The sequence below is a fragment of the Amphritea pacifica genome, assembly GCF_016924145.1.
Taxonomy (GTDB): Bacteria; Pseudomonadota; Gammaproteobacteria; order Pseudomonadales; family Balneatricaceae; genus Amphritea; species Amphritea pacifica.
The window spans coordinates 25,312-47,994 of the sequence record NZ_JAFFZO010000034.1; the positions used below are offsets into that span (position 1 = coordinate 25,312).

21 protein-coding genes are annotated in these 22,683 nt (G+C 51.5%); 16 read left to right on the forward strand and 5 right to left on the reverse strand.

Annotated elements, in window-relative coordinates; translation table 11 throughout:
- The first annotated feature begins 7 nt into the window (after positions 1-7).
- From JW499_RS17540 to JW499_RS17585, 10 genes are all read left to right on the forward strand, one after another.
- Positions 8-2,878, forward strand: a complete 2,871-nt coding sequence (locus tag JW499_RS17540) for an ATP-binding protein (RefSeq protein ID WP_205211806.1) — start codon at positions 8-10, stop codon at positions 2,876-2,878.
- On the forward strand, positions 2,853-5,069 hold the full coding sequence (locus JW499_RS17545) for a two-component system response regulator (protein ID WP_232846493.1): 2,217 nt from the start codon (positions 2,853-2,855) through the stop codon (positions 5,067-5,069). Before JW499_RS17540 ends, JW499_RS17545 begins: the two co-directional genes overlap by 26 nt.
- A gap of 190 nt (positions 5,070-5,259) precedes the next feature.
- Positions 5,260-5,574 carry a PepSY domain-containing protein gene (locus tag JW499_RS17550; protein WP_205211807.1) on the forward strand — a complete coding sequence of 105 codons (315 nt, stop codon included), beginning with the start codon at positions 5,260-5,262 and terminating at the stop codon, positions 5,572-5,574.
- 5 nt (positions 5,575-5,579) lie between these two features.
- Positions 5,580-6,254, forward strand: coding sequence for a response regulator transcription factor (locus JW499_RS17555; RefSeq protein ID WP_205211808.1), 675 nt, complete (start codon positions 5,580-5,582; stop codon positions 6,252-6,254).
- Positions 6,251-7,630 carry a sensor histidine kinase gene (locus JW499_RS22870; protein WP_205211809.1) on the forward strand — a complete coding sequence of 460 codons (1,380 nt, stop codon included), beginning with the start codon at positions 6,251-6,253 and terminating at the stop codon, positions 7,628-7,630. The genes JW499_RS17555 and JW499_RS22870 overlap by 4 nt, the downstream gene beginning before the upstream one ends.
- On the forward strand, positions 7,608-8,249 hold the full coding sequence (locus tag JW499_RS17565; protein WP_205211810.1) for a hypothetical protein: 642 nt from the start codon (positions 7,608-7,610) through the stop codon (positions 8,247-8,249). The genes JW499_RS22870 and JW499_RS17565 overlap by 23 nt, the downstream gene beginning before the upstream one ends.
- Before the next feature lie 9 nt (positions 8,250-8,258).
- On the forward strand, positions 8,259-9,320 hold the full coding sequence (locus JW499_RS17570) for a P-loop NTPase family protein (protein WP_205211811.1): 1,062 nt from the start codon (positions 8,259-8,261) through the stop codon (positions 9,318-9,320).
- Positions 9,298-10,935 carry an ATP-binding cassette domain-containing protein gene (locus JW499_RS17575; RefSeq protein WP_205211812.1) on the forward strand — a complete coding sequence of 546 codons (1,638 nt, stop codon included), beginning with the start codon at positions 9,298-9,300 and terminating at the stop codon, positions 10,933-10,935. The genes JW499_RS17570 and JW499_RS17575 overlap by 23 nt, the downstream gene beginning before the upstream one ends.
- Entirely contained in the window at positions 10,919-11,803 is an 885-nt protein-coding gene (locus tag JW499_RS17580; protein WP_205211813.1) for an alpha/beta fold hydrolase, read from the forward strand. Before JW499_RS17575 ends, JW499_RS17580 begins: the two co-directional genes overlap by 17 nt.
- Positions 11,793-12,125, forward strand: coding sequence for a hypothetical protein (locus tag JW499_RS17585; protein ID WP_205211814.1), 333 nt, complete (start codon positions 11,793-11,795; stop codon positions 12,123-12,125). The genes JW499_RS17580 and JW499_RS17585 overlap by 11 nt, the downstream gene beginning before the upstream one ends.
- Before the next feature lie 47 nt (positions 12,126-12,172).
- On the opposite strand, the gene JW499_RS17590 is transcribed toward JW499_RS17585, so the two are convergent.
- Positions 12,173-13,042: a LysR substrate-binding domain-containing protein gene (locus JW499_RS17590; protein WP_205211815.1), complete on the reverse strand. Its 870-nt coding sequence runs from the start codon at positions 13,040-13,042 to the stop codon at positions 12,173-12,175.
- A 125-nt stretch (positions 13,043-13,167) separates the two neighbouring features.
- Here JW499_RS17590 and JW499_RS17595 point away from each other — a divergent pair, with 125 nt between their 5' ends.
- Positions 13,168-14,292: an S-(hydroxymethyl)glutathione dehydrogenase/class III alcohol dehydrogenase gene (locus JW499_RS17595; RefSeq protein WP_091360231.1), complete on the forward strand. Its 1,125-nt coding sequence runs from the start codon at positions 13,168-13,170 to the stop codon at positions 14,290-14,292.
- Between the two features lie 54 nt (positions 14,293-14,346).
- Complete coding sequence (gene fghA, locus JW499_RS17600) at positions 14,347-15,189, forward strand: S-formylglutathione hydrolase (RefSeq protein ID WP_205211816.1); 843 nt, start codon at positions 14,347-14,349, stop codon at positions 15,187-15,189.
- A 65-nt stretch (positions 15,190-15,254) separates the two neighbouring features.
- On the opposite strand, the gene JW499_RS17605 is transcribed toward fghA, so the two are convergent.
- The gene (locus tag JW499_RS17605) at positions 15,255-16,046 is read right to left on the reverse strand and encodes a TSUP family transporter (RefSeq protein WP_205211817.1); all 792 of its coding nucleotides are present in this window, start codon (positions 16,044-16,046) and stop codon (positions 15,255-15,257) included.
- 288 nt (positions 16,047-16,334) lie between these two features.
- Here JW499_RS17605 and JW499_RS17610 point away from each other — a divergent pair, with 288 nt between their 5' ends.
- Together JW499_RS17610 and JW499_RS17615 are read left to right on the forward strand one after the other, a co-directional pair.
- A complete protein-coding gene (locus tag JW499_RS17610) occupies positions 16,335-16,526 on the forward strand; it encodes a PTS sugar transporter subunit IIB (RefSeq protein WP_332874440.1) in 192 nt (63 codons plus the stop codon).
- Positions 16,523-17,047 (forward strand): response regulator transcription factor, encoded by a 525-nt coding sequence (locus JW499_RS17615; protein ID WP_232846494.1) that lies wholly within the window; start codon positions 16,523-16,525, stop codon positions 17,045-17,047. The genes JW499_RS17610 and JW499_RS17615 overlap by 4 nt, the downstream gene beginning before the upstream one ends.
- Positions 17,048-17,138: 91 nt before the next feature.
- On the opposite strand, the gene JW499_RS17620 is transcribed toward JW499_RS17615, so the two are convergent.
- Positions 17,139-19,253, reverse strand: a complete 2,115-nt coding sequence (locus tag JW499_RS17620) for a methyl-accepting chemotaxis protein (RefSeq protein ID WP_205211818.1) — start codon at positions 19,251-19,253, stop codon at positions 17,139-17,141.
- Between the two features lie 80 nt (positions 19,254-19,333).
- Complete coding sequence (locus tag JW499_RS17625) at positions 19,334-20,257, reverse strand: LysR family transcriptional regulator (protein ID WP_205211819.1); 924 nt, start codon at positions 20,255-20,257, stop codon at positions 19,334-19,336.
- A 360-nt stretch (positions 20,258-20,617) separates the two neighbouring features.
- On the opposite strand from JW499_RS17625, the gene JW499_RS17630 reads away from it, so the two are divergent.
- Positions 20,618-21,637 (forward strand): TRAP transporter substrate-binding protein, encoded by a 1,020-nt coding sequence (locus JW499_RS17630; RefSeq protein ID WP_205211820.1) that lies wholly within the window; start codon positions 20,618-20,620, stop codon positions 21,635-21,637.
- 109 nt (positions 21,638-21,746) lie between these two features.
- Here the strand turns inward: JW499_RS17630 and JW499_RS17635 are convergent, their stop codons facing one another.
- Entirely contained in the window at positions 21,747-22,079 is a 333-nt protein-coding gene (locus JW499_RS17635; RefSeq protein ID WP_205211821.1) for a PBPRA1643 family SWIM/SEC-C metal-binding motif protein, read from the reverse strand.
- 360 nt (positions 22,080-22,439) lie between these two features.
- Between JW499_RS17635 and JW499_RS17640 the strand changes: the two genes are divergently transcribed.
- Complete coding sequence (locus tag JW499_RS17640; protein ID WP_205211822.1) at positions 22,440-22,661, forward strand: hypothetical protein; 222 nt, start codon at positions 22,440-22,442, stop codon at positions 22,659-22,661.
- Positions 22,662-22,683 lie beyond the last annotated feature (22 nt).

The window sequence follows — 22,683 nt, forward strand, 5'->3', positions numbered from 1 at the left end:
ACTGAGTATGTTGTCCAGTTTCAAGTTTAAAATTATCGCCCTGATTGTCGCAGTATTGCTCTGCACGGCTGCGGGGGTGATGTATTTCACTCAGCGTGATGTGGGGCAGGCGATGCTGGTTGCTGAACAGAAGTCAGCCCGCAACGTACTGCAGCTGGCAGATATGAATATCCGTGCTGGCTATGAACAGCTGATCAGCGAAAAGGTCGATATCCTCAGTAAAATTAAAGCGGATATGCGCCAGCTCACCCGTCTGGGACAAACGGTACTGGACAGTTATGCTGCTGTGTCAGCACAAGGACTGCTCAGTGAGGAGGCCGCCAAACAGGTGGCCCGCCAATGGCTTGCAGATGTTGATTTTAATAATGGCGACCTTATCCTGTTTGCCCCGGACGGGGTGATTGTTGGTTCAACTGATCCAAAACTGACCGATACCTCAATAGCGGGGTTGCGTGATCTGAAAGGGCGGCAATTACATCAGGCGATGCGTTTCGATCAGCTACCGCCTGATGGTGATAGTGGTATCTTCTTTTGGCATAAGCCGGGCGAACCCGAAGGGGGGCGTTATATGGGCTATTTTCTCCCTCTGGCAAACTGGGGCTGGACGATGGGAATTATTGTCAGTTTTGCCGACGTTGAGGAGGAAAGCCAGAAGCAGATGAATCGTATTGTTGATACGCTGCGGCTGACCTTCAATAAGCTTCAGGTGGCTGAGACAGGCTACGCTATGCTGTTTAGGGGTGACCGGGAGATACTGATAGAACCCCCTTCGCAGCGGTTGAGCGACACGATCACAACGGATGATCTGGATTGGAACAAAGCGGGGGTTCTGGAACAGATTATCAGCGCCTATCAGCGGGGAGAAAGCTCGATCAGTCATCATAGCGCGTTTACCGGTGGGCGCGAGGTGCAGATCTATTTCAGTTACTTTAAGGCATTTGACTGGTACTCCGCGGTGGTGGTGCCGGTTTCTGAAATTGCGGCCCCTGGCCGGGCGGTTGTCGCGCAGCAAAGTCTGATAATAGGGCTGATCTTTCTGGGCAGTATCAGCGCTGCCTTTATTCTCGTATACCGTATGGCTGCTCCTCTGAACATACTGGCCTCTTATGCCAAATCCCTGCCTGAGCAAGACTTTATCCGTCAGGGGGAGCAGCGTCAGAAAATTCTCAGTCTTGTCCGGGACAAGCCGGACGAGATTGGTCGCCTGGCCGAGTCATTTCTGTTTATGGAACAGGCGATCAGATCCACCATTCAGCAGGTGCACAAAGAGAAAGAGATCGCCATCAGTGCCAGTAAAGCCAAAAGTGAGTTTCTGGCCACCATGAGTCATGAGATTCGTACCCCAATGAATGGTGTACTGGGGATGACTGATCTGGTGCTGGATACCCAGCTAAGTAATGAGCAGCGTAGATTTATGCAGATGATCCGCTATTCCGGAGAGGGGTTGCTGGATATCATCAACGACATACTGGATTTCTCCAAAATTGAAGCAGGTAAGTTGCAGCTGGATTACCGGCCTTTGAATCTGACAGAGCTACTGCGGACTCAGGTCTCCATCCTCAATCTGCAGGCACAAAAGAAAGGGCTGAAACTGACCTGCAACCTGCCAGATGAGCTGAATACCGTTGTGCTGGGGGACCCTGTACGGCTGCGCCAGGTGCTGACCAACCTTATCGGTAATGCTATTAAATTTACCCGCGATGGCTCAATTGAAGTGACCGCAGTGCTGTTTGAAGAAACCGAAGAGGATCTCTCTTTTCAGATTCGTGTTGCGGATACCGGTGTGGGGATTTCACCCGAGCATCAGAGTGTAATATTTGAATCATTCGCTCAGGCTGACAGCACTACCACCCGCAACTATGGCGGCACAGGGCTAGGATTGGCTATCTCTCGTCAATTGGTTGAAATGATGGGCGGCCTGATCGATTTTTCCAGTGAGCCGGGTAGAGGAACGACCTTCTGGTTTGGTCTGACACTGGCCAAAACCGATGCTCAGCCCGAGTCTGAACCCTCTGAGTTGCAATTGCCCGGGGACCGGGAGGTCATCGAGGGGCATATTTTGCTGGTGGAAGATCATCCTGTGAATCAGGAATATGCACTTCAGGCACTAAAGGGGTTGGGGGTCAGGGTTGATCTTGCCGCCAATGGTGTTCAGGCACTGAAAATGATCAGTGAGAACGATTATCAACTGGTATTGATGGATTGTCAGATGCCGGAGATGGATGGTTATCAGGCAACCGCAGAGATTCGCAAGCAGGAGCAGGCTGAACAGCGGGCCCACCTGCCCATAATAGCCCTGACGGCTAATGCGATGTCAGATGACCGGCAGCGCTGCCTGGATGCGGGGATGGATGACTATCTGGCGAAACCGTTTGGCAAAAAACAGATCGCTCATATTCTCAGGCACTGGCTGCCTCAGGGGGTAACAGAGGACAGTCGTGCCGGGTTGACAGACTATGTAGCCGGAGAAACCCTGTTAAATGACCGGGAGTTCCAGTTGGATAAAGCCGTTATCGATGAGGGGGTTATATCTCAGCTGATCGAAATGGATGCCAATGGCGCTTTTCTGCGTAAAATTATTGATGCCTATCTGGAAAAGTCGCCGGACGACATCAAACGGCTGAAGCAGGCACTGGCAGCACAGGATGGACAGATGCTGAGGGTTGCTGCCCATAGTTTTAAATCAAGTAGCTATAATCTGGGGGCCATGACACTGGCCGAGTTATGTAAGGCCTTAGAGCAGGTAGGCAGGGATGGCATGCTGGACCAGGCCCCGACACTGCTGGCAGAGATAGAGGAGGCCTATCTGAGCGCCCGGGAGATATTAATAGCGATCAGACATGCAGAGGGCAATGATGACAGTCACGCAGGTGAGTAAACCCGCAATCTACCGGGTGCTGGTGGTGGATGATGACCTCACTGCCCGGATATTGGCGAGTCACTCCCTTGAGCATGAGGGGTTTGAAGTGTTGCTGGCTGAAAATGGTATTGCCGCGCTGCAGATTTTCCAGGAGGCTCAGCCGGATATTGTTCTGATGGATGTGGAGATGCCCGGACTGAACGGTTTTGAAGTTTGCCGTCAGTTACGCAATATGCCCTGCGGCAAGCTGGTTCCGATTCTGATGGCGACAGGTCAGGATGATATTGACTCGGTGCGCGAGGCTTATGCGGCCGGCGCTACCGATTTTGTTTCCAAGCCTTTCAACTGGAAAATACTGGGGCACCGTCTCAGCTATATGATCCGGGCCAGCAATACCACTGAGCAGTTGCGCCAGTTGCAGAAGAGTGAAACCCGACTGGGTAACGCTCAGCGGATTGCCCGGCTGGGGAACTGGGAATGGCATCTGGAAAGTGGCGAAGTCTACTGGTCTGATCAGTTTTTTCAGCTGTTGGGGGGAAGGCGAGGCGTGACTGATACCGGCATTCGCAGCTTCTTGCGCTGCATCCCCGCCAACGAGAGGCCGCAGATGCGTCACTGGCTTAAACAGCTGTTGAACTGCGGTTATTCCGGGTTTATGTCAGGGATCAATCACAGTATCAGTGTAGCCGGACAGGAGATTAAGAGTGTACAGCATCAGGCAGAGGTGTTTTGTAATGATCAGGGTAAAGCCACCATCATTGCCGGAACCATGCTGGATGTTTCTGAGCTGAAGCGGGCTCAGGATCAGGTCTTAAGGCTGGCGCGGTTTGACAGTCTGACAGGGCTGTCAAACCGGAGTGTCTTCTGTGACCGGGTGCAGCTGGCTATCGATCAGGCAGAACGTAAAGGCTGTCTGGGAGCGGTGCTGTTTCTGGATCTGGATAACTTCAAGCGGATAAACGACACCTTTGGACACGGAATCGGTGACCTGCTGCTGAAGGAGGTGGCGCAGCGCCTGACGGAGAGTGTCCGCCTGACTGACCGACACGCTGACCACTCTGCAACGGCGGGTCTGAATGATCACTTCACCAATACTGATGAGGATCTCTTGCCCCCGCTGGTGGCCCGGTTTGGCGGGGACGAATTTACCGTCCTGCTGCCTGAAATTAATCAGGTGATGGATGCCGAAAATGTTGCCCGCAGAGTGCTCGACTCTATTGGACTGTCGATCGACCTTGCCGGGCATGAAGTCGTTATAACGCCCAGCATTGGGATCGCTGTTTTTCCTCATCATGGTGAGGATGTAGACAGCCTGATGAAAAACGTTGATGCCGCTATGTACTATGTAAAACATGCGGGCAAAAACGGCTATGAACTATTTGTTAAATCGATGAATGTCGTGGCAAAACGACGGCTGGAGCTGGAAAGTCATTTGCGTCACGCGATAGCTGAGAATGAACTGTCACTGAACTATCAACCTCAGATCGAGATGAGCAGTGGTAAAATCGTCGGTGTTGAGGCACTGCTGCGCTGGAATAGCAAACAGCTGGGCTTTGTTTCGCCGGTTGAGTTTATCCCGATCGCCGAAGAAACCGGGCTGATTGCACCGATTGGCGAGTGGGTGATGCGGGAAGCCTGTCGGCAAACCCGTCAATGGCAACTGGAAGAACTGCCGCAGATCAGGGTTGCGGTTAACCTTTCGGTGCGCCAGTTTGCCAAGCAAAACCTTGAAAAACTGGTGTACCAGGTGCTGCTGGACACCGGCTTGCCGGTGCACTGTCTGGAGCTTGAGATCACCGAAAACATGCTGATGGATGATGTTGATGGTTCGGTTGAAACCCTGCATCGCTTAAAGGCGTTGGGGGTACAGCTGGCGATTGATGATTTCGGCACCGGTTATTCCAGTCTCAGCTATCTGAAACGCTTCCCTATTGACCGCTTGAAGGTTGATCGCTCCTTTATCACCCATGTGACCACGGATCCCGGAGATGCCTCCGTAACCCAGGCTATTATCGCGGTGGCCCATAATCTGGGGCTGAGTGTCACCGCTGAGGGGGTGGAAGATGAATCGCAACTGGCATTTCTGCAACAGCATGACTGTGAAGAGGTGCAGGGGTATCTCTTCAGCCGGCCGCTGAGTGCCGATGATCTGGCAGCGTTACTGCGGGCCTCCAACGGCTATATGCCACTTAAAAAGTCTGAACACTGATCAGGATCAGTGGTTTCTTCGCCGGGGGATCGCTCCCCGGTCTTGCAATCAGTCTATGCAATGCTGCGCCACAATGATTAACCTGTGGCCGTTATTTTCTCTTGTTTTTCGCGTATTTATTCGTTTTTTAAGTTTCATTTAAGTTAGCACGTCTAAACTACGGGTTAACTTGTGAAAGCAAAAGGCAGATATGTCATACCCCTTTAAGGCATTGTTGACAGTAGTATTCTTTCTAGGTACCAGCACTGTTTATGCAGACCCAGAAGATGAGGTCGACTCTGATGTGGCGGTTGAACTGGTTTCAACAGGTAAGATCATCTCACTCGATCAGTTGCTTGCACTGCACCAGAATCTTACCAAAGGTCATATGCTGGATCTTGAGCTGGAGCAGAACGATGAGGATTTTACCTATTTGGTTGAGATGCTTCATATCGATGGACATGTGAGTGAGTATGAGTTTGATGCAGTAACAGGTGAATTGTTGCAGGAATCTTTCGGAGAGTAATCTGGATGCGAGTTCTGGTGATAGAGGATGATGTCAGATTGGTGAATGAGCTGCGTAACCAGCTGCAAAAAAATGGTTATGTGGTTGATACGTCTGCAGATGGAGTTAATGGCGTCTTCCTGATCCGGGAAATCCCCTTTGATGTGATCGTGCTTGATCTCGGCCTGCCGAAGAAATCGGGGCTGGAAGTGCTTCGGGAGATCCGCTCTGAACAGATTGATACACCGGTTCTGATACTAACAGCCCGGGATAGCTGGCAAGAACGGGTTGATGGTCTGAAAGCCGGAGCTGACGACTATCTGGGGAAGCCTTTCTTTATGGAGGAGCTGATGGCCCGTCTGGAAGCCCTGATTCGCAGACGGCATGGTCAAACTTCGCAACAGCTGGAATATGCCGGGGTCACGTTGTATCTGGACACGCAGGTTGCCCGCAGTCAGGATGGCGATGAGTTCCAGTTAACGGGTATTGAGTTTCGTCTGCTCCGCTATCTGTTGATGAATCCGGACCGTTTAGTGAGTAAAACCATACTCTCTGAACATGTTTATGAAGAGGAGCAGATTCGCGATAGCAATGTCATCGAAGTCTATATTAATCGTTTACGACATCGGTTTGGCAAACAGTTTATTAAAACTCGCAGAGGGCAGGGATACTGCCTGCAGACAGAGAGGAGTGATCCGTGAAAGCAGAGAGGCAATCACTGGAACGGAAGATACGACGGGGGCTGATTCTGTTGATTGCCCCGGCTTTTGTTTTGTTGTTGCTGCTGCTGCATATGGGGATCAATCGTATTACCAGCGAGTATATCGGCTCAAGACTGGAAGGTGATATTGAAAATATTATCACCGCACTGGAGTGGTCAGATGGGCGCTGGACAATTAATGAAAGCAGAGTGTCTGAGATTTTTAACCGGGTCCGTTCCGGGCATTATTATATCATTCGCTGGGAGGGGGGAGAGCTGCGTTCCCGAAGCCTGTGGGATATCAGGCCTGATGTTGAGCTGCTTCCCCCGGGTAAACAGGCTCAGTCACAGGCTGGCGGTATTGGTGATGAATACTGGCAGGTATGGCAACAGGGTATCCGTAAACAAAATCAGGATGTCACTATATGGGTAGCTGAAGATATCAGTGCATTTATTGCCCGACAGAACGAATATGAGTATTACCTGTTAACTGTGTTGGTCGCCCTGACCCTGTTAATTATCTTGCTTCAACGCAGTATTTTGCAAAGGGGGTTTGCCACCCTGAAGCCACTGCAAACCGCTTTGGTCAGAGGAAAAGTCAGCGGTGCTGTTGATCTTCCACAGAGTATTCCAGATGAGGTTAAGCCACTGGCTGATGCGATTGAGCGTCTGATTGAATATTCGGGAAAACAGCTGAGCCGTTCCAGAACAGCGACCGCCAATCTTGCCCATGAGTTGAAACTTCCGTTACAGCATCTGCAGATACTGTCTGAGGCAATCGAGGTTGAAGACAACCGCGAAAGTCTGGCACAGATCTATACGCAATTACAGCGCCGGATTGAGGGGGAGTTACGCCGCGCGAAAATTTCAGGTTCACCGACACCGGGTGAACTGTTCAACCCAGTGGAGGAGCTGCCCTATCTGGTTCAGTTATTAAACCGCAAACGTAACCTTGATGGTGAGATAGAGCTGGTTCAGCATGTTCCCGAGTTTGCTGTCCCTTTTGATCGCGATGATATGTTGGAACTGGTGGGTAATCTGCTCGACAACGCCTGGCGCTATGCCCGCTCAAGGGTGCTGTTAAGTATCAGAGAGAACCGTGGTGCCTGGACCATTATTGTCAGCGATGATGGTCCGGGGATACCTCCGGATTCAATTGAAAAAATGTGTGTTAGAGGAACCCGTGTTGATGAACATGGGGATGACAATCATGGTCTGGGGCTGTCGATCTGTCAGTCTGTTGTGAATAGTTATGGCGGGAAGATGCGCTTGCATGCAGCAAAGTTAGGTGGCCTGCAAGTCATTATTGATATACCGCAGTCAGGAAACCCATCCGTTGAAGAAGGAATAAGTGATGAGACAGAAGCATTTAACTAAGTTGGCTGCGCTTCTGGTTATTGTTCCAGTCATGAGTATGGCTGAAATTAAACCAGGTAGTGTTGTGATTTATTCCGATGGCGATGCAGAGAAGTTGTTGGCAGCGAATAAAGAGTGGAGTCTTTGGGAAGATCAGCGTAAGCGTCAATATAAGCGCGCCTATCTGCCATATTTTCCTGTGTTGGAGTATCGACGCTTTGGTGAAGAACCCAGTGGTTATGATCAGTTTGTGCCTGATTTAAGTGAAGTAGAGCTAAAGCCCTTCAGTGATCGTGAGTCTGTGCAGTTTGATCTGACCCGCCGGGATCTTCAGAAAGGCACAAAAAAACGATTATGGCGCTGTAGCTATGCAGGGATCGGGAGCTATGTGCTGAGAAAACAACAGCTGAAAACCCATGAGTACAGTTGCCGGCGGTTGGTTGTGGATAAACGTTTCATTGAAAAAGTCCGCGAACAGTTGCTGCTGTCCTATTCACCAGAATTGAATCTGGTCGTGAAACAGGTGAAGACCAATCGTTATGGTAAGGAACAGCTGGTGCAAGTTGAACGCATTCTCACGCCAGAGCGTGCCACCAGGAAGCGCATAGCCCGCACTGTCTACAAAATTACATCCAGGTAGGTGATCGATATGCTGAAACGAATTGCTCAGGCTAAACGTAGTTACATTACCCGCAATGCAGATCTGTCGCTTGCCACAGCGCTGGGTCAGGGGAAGCCTCGCTCGGGTGATCTTATCCTGGCCCGGGTAGACCGGGTACGTAATCATACCCGGCTGGAAAACATTTTTGGCCGCAGAGAACATCTTTATCCCGGGGATGAAATTGTCGTCGCGGCGGCTGATCGCTACGCGACTGGTCAGTTTCATGCTCGGGTACCGGAGCAGCTGGGAGCCTGTCATCTGGTGGCCGCAGGAGGTATTGCCGCGGAGGTTATACAGCGAAATGCCGGCGTTAAAGGCGCGACGGAAATTACCGCACTTGGATTGCTGTGTGACGGCAGCGGTAACCCCCTCAATCTCAGTCAGTTTGCGCCCCTCAATAATCTGCAAGTAAAGCCGGTTTCATTGCAGCAGTTACCGACACTGCTGGTGATGGGAAGTGACATGAACAGTGGCAAAACAACCCTGGCTTGTGCTGCCGCAAATGGATTGCGACAAGCGGGTTACCGGATATCCGTGACCAAACTGACCGGTACTGGTGCTGGTCCCGATTATTGGCGAATGCTCGATGCGGGTGCGGCCCGGGTGGTTGATTTTCTTGATGCCGGCTATGCCTCAACGGTGGGCATGAAGCCTTCTCAGCTGATCGCTATATTACGGCAGTTTAAAGCCGATGCACTGCAGCAGGGGAGCGATATTCTGATCGTAGAGGTAGCGGACGGGGTTCTGCAGCCGGAAAACCGGGCTTTGCTGGAAAGTGACGGTTTTATCAATGAGGTCAGCGCCGCTCTGGTTGCCGCTGATGGTGCTATCGCCGCTACGATGACCGCGCAGACGGTGCTGCATGCTGGCATTTCTGTACTCGGGGTTGGCGGTCTGATATCGCGCTCTCCATTGAGTTGTGATGAAGCCAGAGCCAGCCTTGGGCTGCCTATTCTTGATCTGAATGACTTTCACCGGAACAGTATCCGGGATTATATCCTTGGTAGTCTGTTTGGAGCAGAACACTATGCTGCCGCGAATTCTGGCTGATAAGCGCTGGCAGCAACTGTTACTGCTAGCGGCAACCGGTATCCTGCAATCCGTATGCCTGATTCTGTTGATCAGTTGGGGGCGTCATGTGGTTGAAGGCGCTGAACCACATTCGCCAGTTCCCTGGGGACTGGGTGTCATGGCGATAATATTTCTGGCTGCCGGACGATACGTTGAGCGCTTTTACGCTGAGCTGTTGGCACAGCGATATATATTTTTGCTAAGACAAAAGGTGTTTGAAAAGTCACAAAGTTTAGCGCCTAAGGATTTCCGTATTGCCGATAAGGGCGGTACTTTACTGAGACTAACCGGCGATATGACCGCGATTCGAAACTGGATTGTGCAGGGGATGGCGCCGCTGATTGTTATCGGACTGTGGTTTATCGTTTCTTTGCTGGCGCTTCTGCAATTGCATTATCTGCTTGGGGTTGCTTTGCTGGTCCCTCTGCTGGTGGCGGTCGCAGGTAATTATCTGCTGGGGCGTTACCTGTTTGTTCAATCAGAACAGCTACGCCGTCGTCGTGGCGAGATGATACGCAATGTCACCGAAAAGTTGCGTCAGTTGCCTCTGATTCGTGCCTATAACCAGCCTGCCAAAGAGACACGGCGTTTTCTTCGCCAGTCCCAGCGGTTGATGCAAAGCCAGATCTGCAGAGCCCGCACGTCGGCGTTGATGCGGGGAATGAATGAGGCGATATTACTGTTCGCAATGCTGACGCTGATCGGCACCGGGCTGCATTTGCAACAACAGAATATTATCAGTGCCCAGTATATGGCGGTGTTGATGACTGCCGCCCTGTATCTGTTGGGGCAGTTGCGACGCTTGACCCGGTTGTATGAATTCTGGACCCTGAAAAGGGTTGCTGAGAAAAAGTTAGTACAGTTTCTTAGCCGTAATTCGCTCCATGAAGGGCGGAGAAACAGGATTTCTGGAATATTTAAGGTTGAGCTGCAGCAGGTGTTTTGCTCTAACCGTCTGACGCCCCAATCTTTTACCATTAATAGCCATAGCAGGATTCTTCTCAGGGGTGGGTCGGGTAGTGGTAAGAGTACACTGTTATCGGCGATTGCCGGGCTGACTCGCATCAGTGGCGGCAGGATTCTACTCAGTGATAAGAATATAAAAAGTTATCGCAGCCGTGTAATCAGTCAGCATATCTGTCTTGTCAGTTCATATTTGCCATTGCTTCGGGGAACACTGAAAAAGAATCTTCTGTATGGGGCCCGTAAACTCAATGATAAAGACCTTCAGGCGGTATGTTCATTGTGTGAATTGAATAATCCGCAGGAGTTGGCGCAAGGGTTACAGACTCGCTTGGAAGAGGGCGGAGCAAACTTATCAGCCTCTCTTATTTACCGGATTATGCTGGCCAGGGCACTGTTGCGAAAGCCCTCCCTGCTGTTGCTGGATGAGGATGTTGCCCATCAGAGCCTGGATGTACAACAGGTTATCCGCAGACTTGCCGGGACGTTTCAGGGGGCTATCGTTTTGTGTGCTGACTTCAGTGGAGCAGAGGAGATCTGTCCTCAGCGCTGGGATCTGACAGGCGTATCTGACGCCGGATCGGCAAATAATAAGGTGATAGTGATGGAGCAGTATGCGAAAGGTAAATGAGTTGCTACCGTCTCCGGGAGAGGCTAACCGGGTTATCTTTCCTGCGATTCCCGGGCTGCCTTTGTGGCTGTATCAACCACGAAAAGTGCGCAATATGAGGCGTGTGCTGGTTGCTGTGCATGGGATATCCCGGGATGTAAAAGAACAACTGGATTGTTACCGGCCATTGGCCGATGAGATGGGATGCTGGCTGATAGTGCCAACATTCAGCGCTGAAAAATTTCCCCGTTATCAACAGCTCTGTGCTGGCTCCGGTCAGCCCAGAGCCGATCTTGCACTTAACAGCTTTCTGGCATTGTGGCGCTGTATGCATGGACAGTCATCTCTGAAAATTCTGCTCGTGGGATATTCCGGCGGCGCTCAGTTTGCTCATCGCTATGCGTTACATCATCCGCAACAAGTCGCTGCTATGGCACTGGGCAGTGCGGGGTGGTACAGCTTTCCTGATGATCAGGTTAAATATCCCCGGGGGATCGCCCGTACCGTTGCACTGGATCGGGTGCGTCTGGACGAGATGCTCCGAATTCCAATACTGGTTACCGTGGGCGATCAGGATAATCTCAGGGACAGCAGTCTGAGAACTTCGGTTAACCTTGATCAGCAGCAGGGGGAAAACCGTATACAGCGGGCTATTCGCTGGGTGGAGGCTATCAGGCGTTTACAGTTGAAAAAATCGTATCGACCGGTTGAGTTAAAAATGCTGGCGGGACAGGAACACAATTTTTATAACAACATGCAACTAGGGGGGATGGCAGAGCTGGTTCTGCAATTCCTGTTAGAGAGTGAGAGAGATGCGAATGATGAAGAAAAAAATCTTGCTGATGGGCGCACTGATAGCCGCTATATCAGGGTGTCAGGTGAAGGATGAAAGCACACAGTTAACTGCAGCTGAGCTGCAACATCTGTTTATGGATCGAACGGTAGAGTCTTATAATCTGATAAATGGCTCGACCAGTTTTACTTACTACGCGACAAATGGGCAGGTTGAGCAGGAGCGGTACTGGGAGAGGCGAAAAGGAAAGTGGCGAATACAAGGGGATGAGATCTGCCTGCAGATGGAGCAAAAATCTGAGAGTTGCAGATCTGTGTACCAGGTGGGTGATCGTTACTATAAATATCGTACCGATGATCAGGGGCAGTTGCAGAAGATCATCCGTTATAGACAATTTTTGACGGGTAACCGGTTGTAATCAGAAGCGATTCTGAGCAACCTGCGATATCTGCATCAGGCAGACGCTTAACTCAGGTGTTTTGCCAGATGATCAACCAGCATTCTGACTTTGGAGGATAAGTGGCGATTATGGGGGTAAACTGCCCAGACCCCCTCGCTTGAATGCTGGTAGTTTTGTAGTAACGAGATCAGCCCCCCGTTTTTAATATAGGGTTCGACATAATAGTCGGGTAGCTGCACTATGCCGATCCCTTTCAGCGCTGCATCCAGCAGTGCCTGACCACTGTTACAGTGCAGGTTACCGCTGACCCGGATATTACGTTCATGTCCCTGTTCCAGAAAACGCCAGTACTCCAGCGTGCCCAGCAGACAGTTATGGTGACTCAGTTCATTCAGGACATGGGGTTCGCCATGGGTTGCCAGGTAGGCAGGAGAGGCACAGACATATAACTGCCGGGAGATCAGTTGCCGGGCGATCATGCTGGAGTCTTCCAGCTTACCCAGACGGATCGCCAGGTCATATCCAGAGGCCACCAGGTCCACGGTCTGATTGGTCAGGTGGCACTGTACCTCCAGCTCCGGATAGAGACTGATAAAGTCGTTGATCAGCGGGGCGATCTTTTGCTCACCGTAGGTGGCCGGAGCGGTGACCTTCAGCTTACCCCGTGGCGTGTTCTGAAGATTGTTGACGGCCCGTTCCGCTTCTTCCAGGCCATTCAGCAGTTGCCGGCAGTACTGATAATAGGTTTCGCCCGCTTCTGTTGCAGTCACCCTGCGGGTGGTACGGTAGAACAGTTTGGTCCCCAGACGGTTTTCCAGTGAACTTATCTGACGGCTGACCTGTGCCGTAGAGATACCCAGTCGCTTTGCGGCGGCCGTAAAACTGGTTGTTTCCGTGACTGCAATCAGTTCAGATACCCCTTCCCATCGGTTCATTATTACAGTCTCGTAAAAGTATATTGATGAAAAGATAGATTATCCTGATTTCATTAACAACTACAATGGTGACTTAACTGACTATCCCTCGTCATAAATACAACCCAGAATGAGAGTTGAAGAGAATGACTATGATTAAATCTAGAGCCGCTATTGCATGGGGGCCGAATCAGCCTCTGTCTATTGAAGAAGTGGATGTCATGCCACCTAAGGCAGGCGAGGTGCTGGTACGCATCGTCGCTACCGGTGTTTGTCATACTGACGCTTTTACACTGTCGGGTGAAGATCCTGAAGGGATTTTTCCGGCGATTCTGGGCCATGAGGGCGGCGGCATTGTTGAGCAGGTTGGTGAAGGCGTTACCAGTGTGGCGGTTGGCGACCATGTTATCCCGCTGTACACCCCTGAGTGTGGCGAGTGTAAGTTCTGTAAATCCGGCAAAACCAACCTGTGTCAGAAAATCCGTGAGACCCAGGGGAAAGGCCTGATGCCTGATGGTACAACCCGCTTTTATAAAGACGGTCAGCCGATCTATCACTACATGGGCTGCTCTACCTTTTCTGAATATACTGTGCTGCCAGAAATCTCGCTGGCCAAGGTGAATAAAGAAGCGCCGCTGGAAGAGGTCTGCCTGCTGGGTTGCGGTGTGACCACTGGTATGGGCGCTGTCATGAATACCGCTAAGGTTGAAGAGGGCGCCACGGTAGCGATCTTCGGTATCGGCGGTATCGGCCTGTCAGCGATTATCGGTGCAACCATGGCAAAAGCCAGCCGTATCATCGCGATCGATATCAATGAATCTAAGTTTGACCTGGCGCGTAAGCTGGGGGCGACCGACTGCATCAACCCACAAAACTTTGATAAACCGATTCAGGAAGTGATTGTTGAGCTGACCGATGGTGGTGTTGATTACTCGTTCGAGTGTATCGGTAACGTTAATGTGATGCGCTCCGCCCTGGAATGCTGCCACAAGGGCTGGGGTGAGTCTGTCATCATCGGTGTCGCTGGTGCCGGTCAGGAGATCTCTACCCGTCCGTTCCAACTGGTGACCGGGCGTGTATGGCGTGGTTCCGCCTTTGGTGGTGTTAAAGGGCGTTCTGAGCTGCCAGAGATTGTTGAACGTTACCTGCAGGGTGAGTTTGCACTGAATGACTTCATTACCCACACCATGGGTCTGGAGGATATCAACAGTGCCTTTGATCTGATGCATGAAGGTAAGAGTATCCGCAGCGTTATTCATTACGACAAGTAACCATCAGCGATAGCGGCTGCTATTTCAGCACGGCAGCCGTTGAGGACAGGATCTATGAGTCTTGAGCTTGTAAGTCAGACGAAGAGCTTTGGTGGCTGGCACAAACAGTATAATCACCAGTCATCGGCGCTGGGTGTGACGATGCGATTTGCCATCTATCTGCCGCCACAGGCGCAGAGTGGTGAGAAGGTGCCGGTAGTATACTGGTTGTCCGGGTTAACCTGCACCGATGAAAACTTTATGCAGAAAGCCGGTGCCCAGCGGGTTGCAGCTGAGTTGGGTATCGCCATCGTCGCGCCGGATACCAGCCCCCGGGGTGATAATGTAGCGAACGATGAAGGGTATGATCTGGGACAGGGCGCGGGCTTCTACGTCAACGCCACTGAGGCACCCTGGAGCGAGCACTTCCGGATGTATGATTACATCGTTGAAGAGCTGCCGTCGCTGATTGAAGCAACCTTTCCGGTGTCTTCAAAGCGGGCGATTGCCGGTCATTCGATGGGGGGGCACGGCGCCCTGATGATCAGTCTGCGTAATCCCGGACGTTATACTTCGGTGTCCGCTTTCAGCCCGATCAGTAATCCGGTCAGTTGCCCCTGGGGGCGTAAAGCGTTCACCGCCTATCTGGGCAGCGATGAGAGCAACTGGCAGCAGTACGATACCACGGTGTTGTTGCGCAACAGTCCGGTACACCTGCCAACCCGGGTGGATCAGGGGTTGGCGGATGATTTTCTGGCAGAGCAGTTGCAGCCGGAAAAACTGGCAGCGGCAGCCGCAGAATCGGGTTACCCGCTGCAGCTTGAACAGCATGAGGGCTATGATCATAGCTACTACTTCATCGCCAGTTTTATTGAGGATCAGCTAAGATTTCACCAGCGATACCTGCTGGCTGACTGATAGCGATTACAGTTGTTTGTTGAGGTGTGTTTTGGGGCTCTTTATGAGCCCCTTTTTTAGCGACTTCAAAACACCGATAGCAGCGACAGCAGCGAATCGTTTTGATACTGATCTGACAGCAGTTTAGCCGACATAATCAGCGTGATAATGACCACCAGAGGTCTGATCAGGCGGGCGCCCTGATTAACCACCAGATGAGCGCCTATCTGGCCTCCGATCAGCTGTCCGGCAGCCATGATAAAGCCTGCCAGCCAGAGGATATTGCCTCCCAGGGCAAAGAAAATCAGTGAAGCCAGGTTGGAGGTAAAGTTCAGGATCTTGGTGTGAGCGGTTGCCCGAGACATGCTGAAACCGAGTAGTGATACAAAGCCAAGCGCGAAGAATGTCCCGGTGCCGGGCCCGAAAAAACCATCATAAAACCCGATGGCGGTGCTGAACAGCAAGGCGAACAGAGCGTGACTGATTTTGCGGTCGCGATCCAGATCACCAACCCGCTTTGAAAACATAAAGTACAGTGCGATGCAGACCAGCAGGAGCGGCATAATGGATGCCAGCAGGGTGGTGTCCAGCTGCTGTACAATCAGCGTACCCGTAACGGCCCCCATGAAAGTACAGAGGATCATCAGCTTCATCTGCGTCAGATCGACCAGTTTTTTACGGATGAAGTAGACAGAGGCGGCAAAGGTGCCAAAACTGCCCTGCAGCTTATTGGTCGCCAGCGCCTCCACCGGACTCATACCGGATGCCAGTAGCACCGGCAGGGTAATCATACCGCCACCACCGGCGATCGCATCGATAATCCCCGCGCCAAGGCCGGTCAGCACGAACAGCAGGATAAGTGTCAGGTCCAGCTCCATCGTCACCTCTTTATTTGATATTCCATTGTTTAACAGGAGGCACTGTAACAGCTGCTGTTGTCTTCGCGATAGTAAAATTCTGAAGCGGATCAAGGGTGAAATCCGTAAAACTACGGAGACCTTTCTACGTAGTCTTTCATCTCTGGTTGCGCACTTTCACGAATAGTGGCCGTCGTCCTGTTTTGTCAGACTGTTTGCTATGCGAATACCGCTTTATTGCGGTTATCGGCGTTGATAAATCTGCCCTTAATCCTGAAGGGGTGGTGCAAACAGAGGAAGATAATAACAATGTTAAAACTGAACTTTGCGAAAAAGTTACTGGCGGTTGCCGCCTGTGCATCACTGCTGGCGAGCCCCCTGATGGCCGCCGAGAAAGTGTACCGGCTGAAGCTGGCTGAAACCTGGCCAACGAACTTCCCTGTCTTTGGTGATGCACCAAAAAATATGGCGGCTCGGCTAATGACGGAGCTCAGGCGTTGACGCTGATTGCTGAGGCGCAGCCCGATGTGGTGTTGATGGATATCTCTATGCCGGTGATGAGCGGGTTTGAAGCAACAGAGCGACTTCGGGCAAAACAACCCAATGTCCGGGTGTTGATTCTGAGTATGCATGAGAGCCGTGAGTATATCCTTAAGCTGATTCAGTGTGGCGCGGCAGGCTATGTCTTAAAGGATGTATCCTCTGACGAACTGATTACCGCTATCAAGACTGTCTACAGCGGCGCGACCTATTTTAGCGCGGGGGCGTCTCAACCCCTGTTTAGTCAGACCGATTTTCTAACGCCGGCCCTGGCCTCTGAGCCAAAAGAAGCGTTGACCTGCAGGGAGCAGGAAGTGCTTCGGCTGCTGGCCCAGGGGGCCAGTAATAAAGCGACGGCCCGGCAACTGGATATATCGGTCAGGACGGTTGAAACCCATCGTCAGAACATCAAAACTAAACTGGATATTCAGACAGCGGCGGGTTTGGCCCGCTATGCGATTGAACATAATCTGATTGACTGATTCGGGTCACAAGTGTCAGCGAGTGGTTAGCCTCTGCTTCCCCCCCAGCGCGATCGGTTTCAGGTGCTTTAGAGCGCAAAGATCCGCAGTCTTAAAACTTAAACCGGCTGATTAACTGATTCTGCTCCCGGCCCATCTGGGTCATCTCATCGCTCAGTGTCGCCGACTCTTTCGCCAGGTCGGTGACCTCTTCAGCAACCGTACGAATGGTTTGCAGGGTCTGGCTGATATCCCCGGCCACCATACTCTGTTCTTCGGCTGCGGTCGCTATCTGGGTCGATCGATGGGTGATCTCCTCCACTGCGGTGGCGATCGTATCAAACATCTGGCTGGCATCGAGCACCTGAACGGCGGAATCTTTAGCTAAAGAAGAGCTTTCCTGGATGCTGCTGACCACATAGTGGGTGGCTTTTTGCAGATTGTTTATCACCATTTCTATCTCGCTGACAGAGGTTGCCGTGCGTGCCGCCAGGGCTCTCACCTCATCGGCGACAACGGCAAATCCACGGCCCTGATCGCCGGCCCGGGCGGCTTCAATTGCAGCATTGAGGGCCAGCAGGTTAGTCTGCTCAGCCACCGAACGGATAACCAGCAGTACTTCTGCAATATTTTCACTGTCAGCGGCCAGCCCCTCAACCCGGGACATTGAGACCTGCATCTGTTGCGCCAGTGTTTCAATGTTATGGGTGGTAGTCTGGATCGATTGCCGCCCCGACAGCGAGGCTTGTTCTGCCCGGTGCGAGGCATCGGCGGCGTGCGCTGCATTTTTTGCCACATCAACCGACGACTGGGACATCTCCTCCGACGCGGTGGCAACCATGACAATCTGTTGCTGCTGTTGTTCCACATCATAGTTGGTTTTGAAAGCGAGCTTTGTGGCATGTTCGGATCGGTGCAGCGCCTCTTTTATGGAGTGGGCCATACTCTGTATCATATCCGCTAACTGACCGGCGAACTGGTTAAAATGTCCTGCCAGAATGCCGACCTCATCCTGTGATTGCACTCTTATGCGCTGGGTCAGATCGCCCTCGCCACTGGAGATCTGTGCCAATGCATCGGTTACCTGACGCAGTGGTTTGGTAATACGGATAGCCAGCCAGATGACGATCAGTGAGCCAAACACGACGATCAGCAATCCGGCAATGATAACGCCGGTGGTCTGTTTGTTTTGTCCCTGTTTCAGTACTGAGATAACACTATCTACCTGCTGCAAAACATGGCTGGCGGGTACTTCAATATAGAGCTTCCAGGTGGCCAGTTTATTCAGATCGAGGTGGCGGATCAGGGCGTAGCGCTGATCATCCTGTCGGGTCAGGGGCTGGCTGAGCTGAACATTGTCTGGCAGCAGCTCGGCAACATTCTGTCCGGCAGTGCTTTTATTCTGACTGTCGGCCACCAGGGTATCGGATGCTGATATCAGCATCACCCGGCCCTGACCGTCCGCCAGTTTACGGCCAAAGGCTTGCGCCGATGCCTGCATCTGTGACAGTGGCAGATCGATACCGACTACCCCGACCAGACGGTCTGCAAAGTAGATCGGTACGGAAACCGATGTCATCAGTGTTTTTTTACCATCCACTTCATCGGTATAGGGGTCGATAATGCAGGGACCTTTGCGTTCAAGCGGACAGCTGTACCAGCTATTGTAAGGGTGTCCGCTGCTGCTGGGTGTTGTGTCGCTGAGCGCCTGTTCAGTGAGCACCTCCTGAACCGCTTCGCCTTTAGCGTTATGGGCCCAGTAGACAGCGAAACGCCCGGCGTCATTGGAGGCGAGATCGGTTTCACCTTTATGGGTTTCATCGGCACCATCCAGAGCTTTTGGCAGGAAGACGGCGTAGACGCCGAGGACATCCGGATTATTCTGCAACGTGCCGGCGATGTACTGGTTGATAATATGGCGAACATCATCCGACGGGATATAGAGTGAGCGAAACTGCGTGCGCAGAAACGCTATATCACGGGCATAGCCTGTCGCGGCCAGTACGTTGGAGGTAAACAGTTTTTCAATACGTAACTTCTCGGCACTGGCAAAGGTTTCCATCTTATCCTGAGCGGCGCTGCTCAGGGCCGGTTCGATGGTGTTACGCAGCTGTTCTGTTGTGGCGTTGATCAGCAGGGTGGATATGATCAGCTGGATGATGACGGTCAGTCCCAGTAGCAGTGCCACCGGCAGGGATATTTTGCGTATTAAAGAGGTCCAGCTCATAGATCACCCGATTGTATATTCAGCACGGGATCGTCTTATGTAACGGCCGGGGATTCAATACCTATCAGGAGGTACCTGCACTATAGCTCAAGGCCAAAGGTTGAGCTCTGCTGATCGAGTTGCTTCACAAAGTCGCTGATCAGCGCCTGAACCTTGAGCACTTCGGGACGCTCGTTGTGTTCCAGCGATGACCACAGTGCTATATCCCGCCGTGATGAGGTGACGCCTTCCACCCTGAGCATCTGTTCGGGAGCGATCTGCTCTGTCATCAGGGCCAAACGGGCAGGCAACCAGACCAGCATCTCGGTGGTGTTTAAAAGGTGGATCACAGAACGGATGCTGCCGGTAAAAGCCATCTGAGCAGCATTGGCTCCGGTCACTTCTGTCTGGCTCTCGAGAAAGCCGGCGCTGGCCCCGGCGATAAACCACTTTTGCCGGGCGATATCCTCTTTTGTCACCGGCGTGTTTGAATCGATCAGTTTTGATTTCTTCCCGGCAAATATGCCTGAGCGGTCACGGAACAGAATCTGACGGTCCAGCGATTTCTGTGACACCGACAGATGTGCCGGCGCCAGCAGGAAATCTAACTCGCCATTCTGTAGCAGGTTGATTTGTGATGCAGCGGAGCCGGTGCGAAAATGAAATGCATAGCGTTTCTCCTGCAAAAAGTAATCGGTCATGCTGCTCACCGTGGCAAACTCCCAGAGTGGATCGATACCGATAACAAATTCGCTTTTATAACCACTGTGAAACTGGCGGATAACCTCTTCACCCCGGACCGTTTCTGCCAGAATCCGCTCACCAATCTGCGACAGCCGCGCACCGATCTCGGTGGGAATAACACCATAACGGGTGCGCTTTAACAGCGGGGCTCCTACCTTCATCTCCAGCTGCTGAATACTCCGGGTGAGGGTGGGTTGTGTCACATGCAGCTGTTCACAGGCACTGGTGAGCGATCCCTGTTTAACGACGATGGCTAATTGTTTCAACAGGTTAGGATTCATATATACGCATTCTTTATATCTTGGGCTAAAAACTGATTATTCCTTATATTGTCTGTGGTTTAAAGTGATCATTCTAATAATAAGAATGGCAGATTAACGATGCAGCTTTATGGTGAAAACGCTTATCGGGGCTATCCCCGTTTCTCTGATCCTCTGGTTTCTGTTGTGGTGGCGGTTTTAAGGCCATACCCGACACGGAACAGTATCCCGGTTTCCGGCTTCAGGTCCGCGTGTTGCAGTGAGTGTTGAGCAACGCTCGTCAGCTTATAAAACCTTTTAGATATATCTTTTAAATCAAATGGTTATAAGCGTTATATCCTGAAAAAACAAAACAAAAATAATCTAAATGGAATCTATGCAATGAAAAAACTAATTTTAGGCAGCGTTCTGGCTCTGACAGCAGGCGCAATGGTTCAGACGGTTCAGGCGGCAGATGTCACCTTGCGTCTGGCGCACTTCTTCCCTCCGGTGGCGGGGATACATAAAAATGTTGCCCAGGCGTGGGCAGATAAAGTGATGGCTGACTCCAGCGGGCGTATTGCGGTGGAGGTGTACCCCTCTTCAACACTGGCCAAACCTCCGGCGCTGTATGATGCGGTGACCAGTCGCATCGCCGATGTGTCACTCACCGTACAGGGCTATACTGCCAACCGTTTCCCGCTGACTCAGGTGGTTGAACTGCCGGGTATTACCAAAAGTGCGGCTCAGGGATCCTGTATTCTTCAGCGCCTGTACGATGAAAAACTGATCAGTGAAGAATATAGCGATACCCGGCCGCTGTTCCTGTTCACCCACGGCCCCGGTCATATTCATACCACCGAAAAAATGATTAAAGAACCGGCTGATTTTGAAGGGCTGAGAATCCGTCGCCCTACTGCGGTTGTGGCAAAACTGCTGGAAGGGTTGGGGGCACAACCTGTCGGCATGCCTGCGCCGCAGGCGTTTCAATCGGTTCAGCGAGGTGTTATTGACGGTGTTGCATTACCATGGGAGGGACAACTGACCTTCCGTATGAATGAGCTGACACCAAAACATACTGAGGTGGGTGGTTTGTACACCCTGTCGTTTCTGGTCACTATGAACAGGGATGTGTACAACAGTATGCCCGCCGATCTGCAAAAGGTGATTGATGATAACTCCGGTGAAACCTGGTCTCAGATCGCCGCCGGTGTGTTCGATGACGCGGATATTAAAGGGCGTGCGCAGGCAGTAGCGCTGGGGCATGAGATCTATACCGTTGAAAGCGGCAGTGAGAACCCGGCCTGGAAACCGGTGTTGGATAAAGCGTCTGAAGACTATCTGGCCGAACTGGAAGCGAAAGGGCTGCCCGCACGAGCCGTCTATGCGCGTGCTAAAGAACTGGCAGAAAACTGCAAATAACCCGCTAACGTCAGCGTCAATGAACCGGTGTAGCCTGTTATATCAGACTGCGCCGGTTTTTTTATGACCGGTTCGGATGGCCCACCGTCAACTGCTGTGATAAGGGGAGTTAGCCGCAGCACTTTTTGTATTTCTTACCACTGCCGCAGGAACAGGGCGCGTTTCTCTCCGGCGTCTTTTCGATCTGCACGGTCTTCGGTGTCGCTAACAGTGCCGTCAGTTCGACGATATTCTCTTCAGCCTCAGCATCGACCTCTATCGTTGCCACCAGATCATGTTCCGCAACAATCGCTTCCACTTCCCGCTTGCGCTCTTGCGAGGTGACTGTCAGTAATAATGGGCTGCTGTCGCTACCCGGCTTAACCTTTGCTTTGGTGTTATAACCGCTCTGACCGTAGTGACCCATAATATCGGGAGTACCTTTATAGAAACATTTAGACATGGGAGACTCCTGATAATGTTATTTCGCTGATCGCAGTGAAAGGGGCGGCATTCTAGCAGGAAAACGGGGACGAGCGGGAAAATTGATTGCACTGCCTATCTGATTGGATCAGCTTTGATCGTATAGTTATGCCAGTCTTTGGTACTGTAAAGAAAGTGCTCCTGTTTCTGACGATTTTCCCACTCATTTTCTCCAGGATTGTAGTGTAAACCCGGCTGTGTTCATCGATTCTTAATGCTTTTCGCGGTGAATGATTCATTATGCGTGAATTCTTCGGGCATTCTGCATGGGCCTTTACGTTCAAAGCCTGACGTTTTACTCTTTTCTTTGTCTATTCAATTTCAATATACAGGATCTGATATGAGTGAAAAGATGGACGAAGATGCACTGAAGGCATTAAAAATAGCCTTTACTTATATGCCCAAAGCAATTGAAGTGACTCAGTATGAGTACGGTGATCGCTACCAGGCTGTTCTTGCTCATATTGAAACTGTCAGAGAGATCCTGCTGCTGAATGATGTGGACCCTGAAGAGGTATATGGAGAGGTTGATCCTGATAATACGCCTCACACCTGTTATTAAGGGAAATCATTGTTCTGGCTGC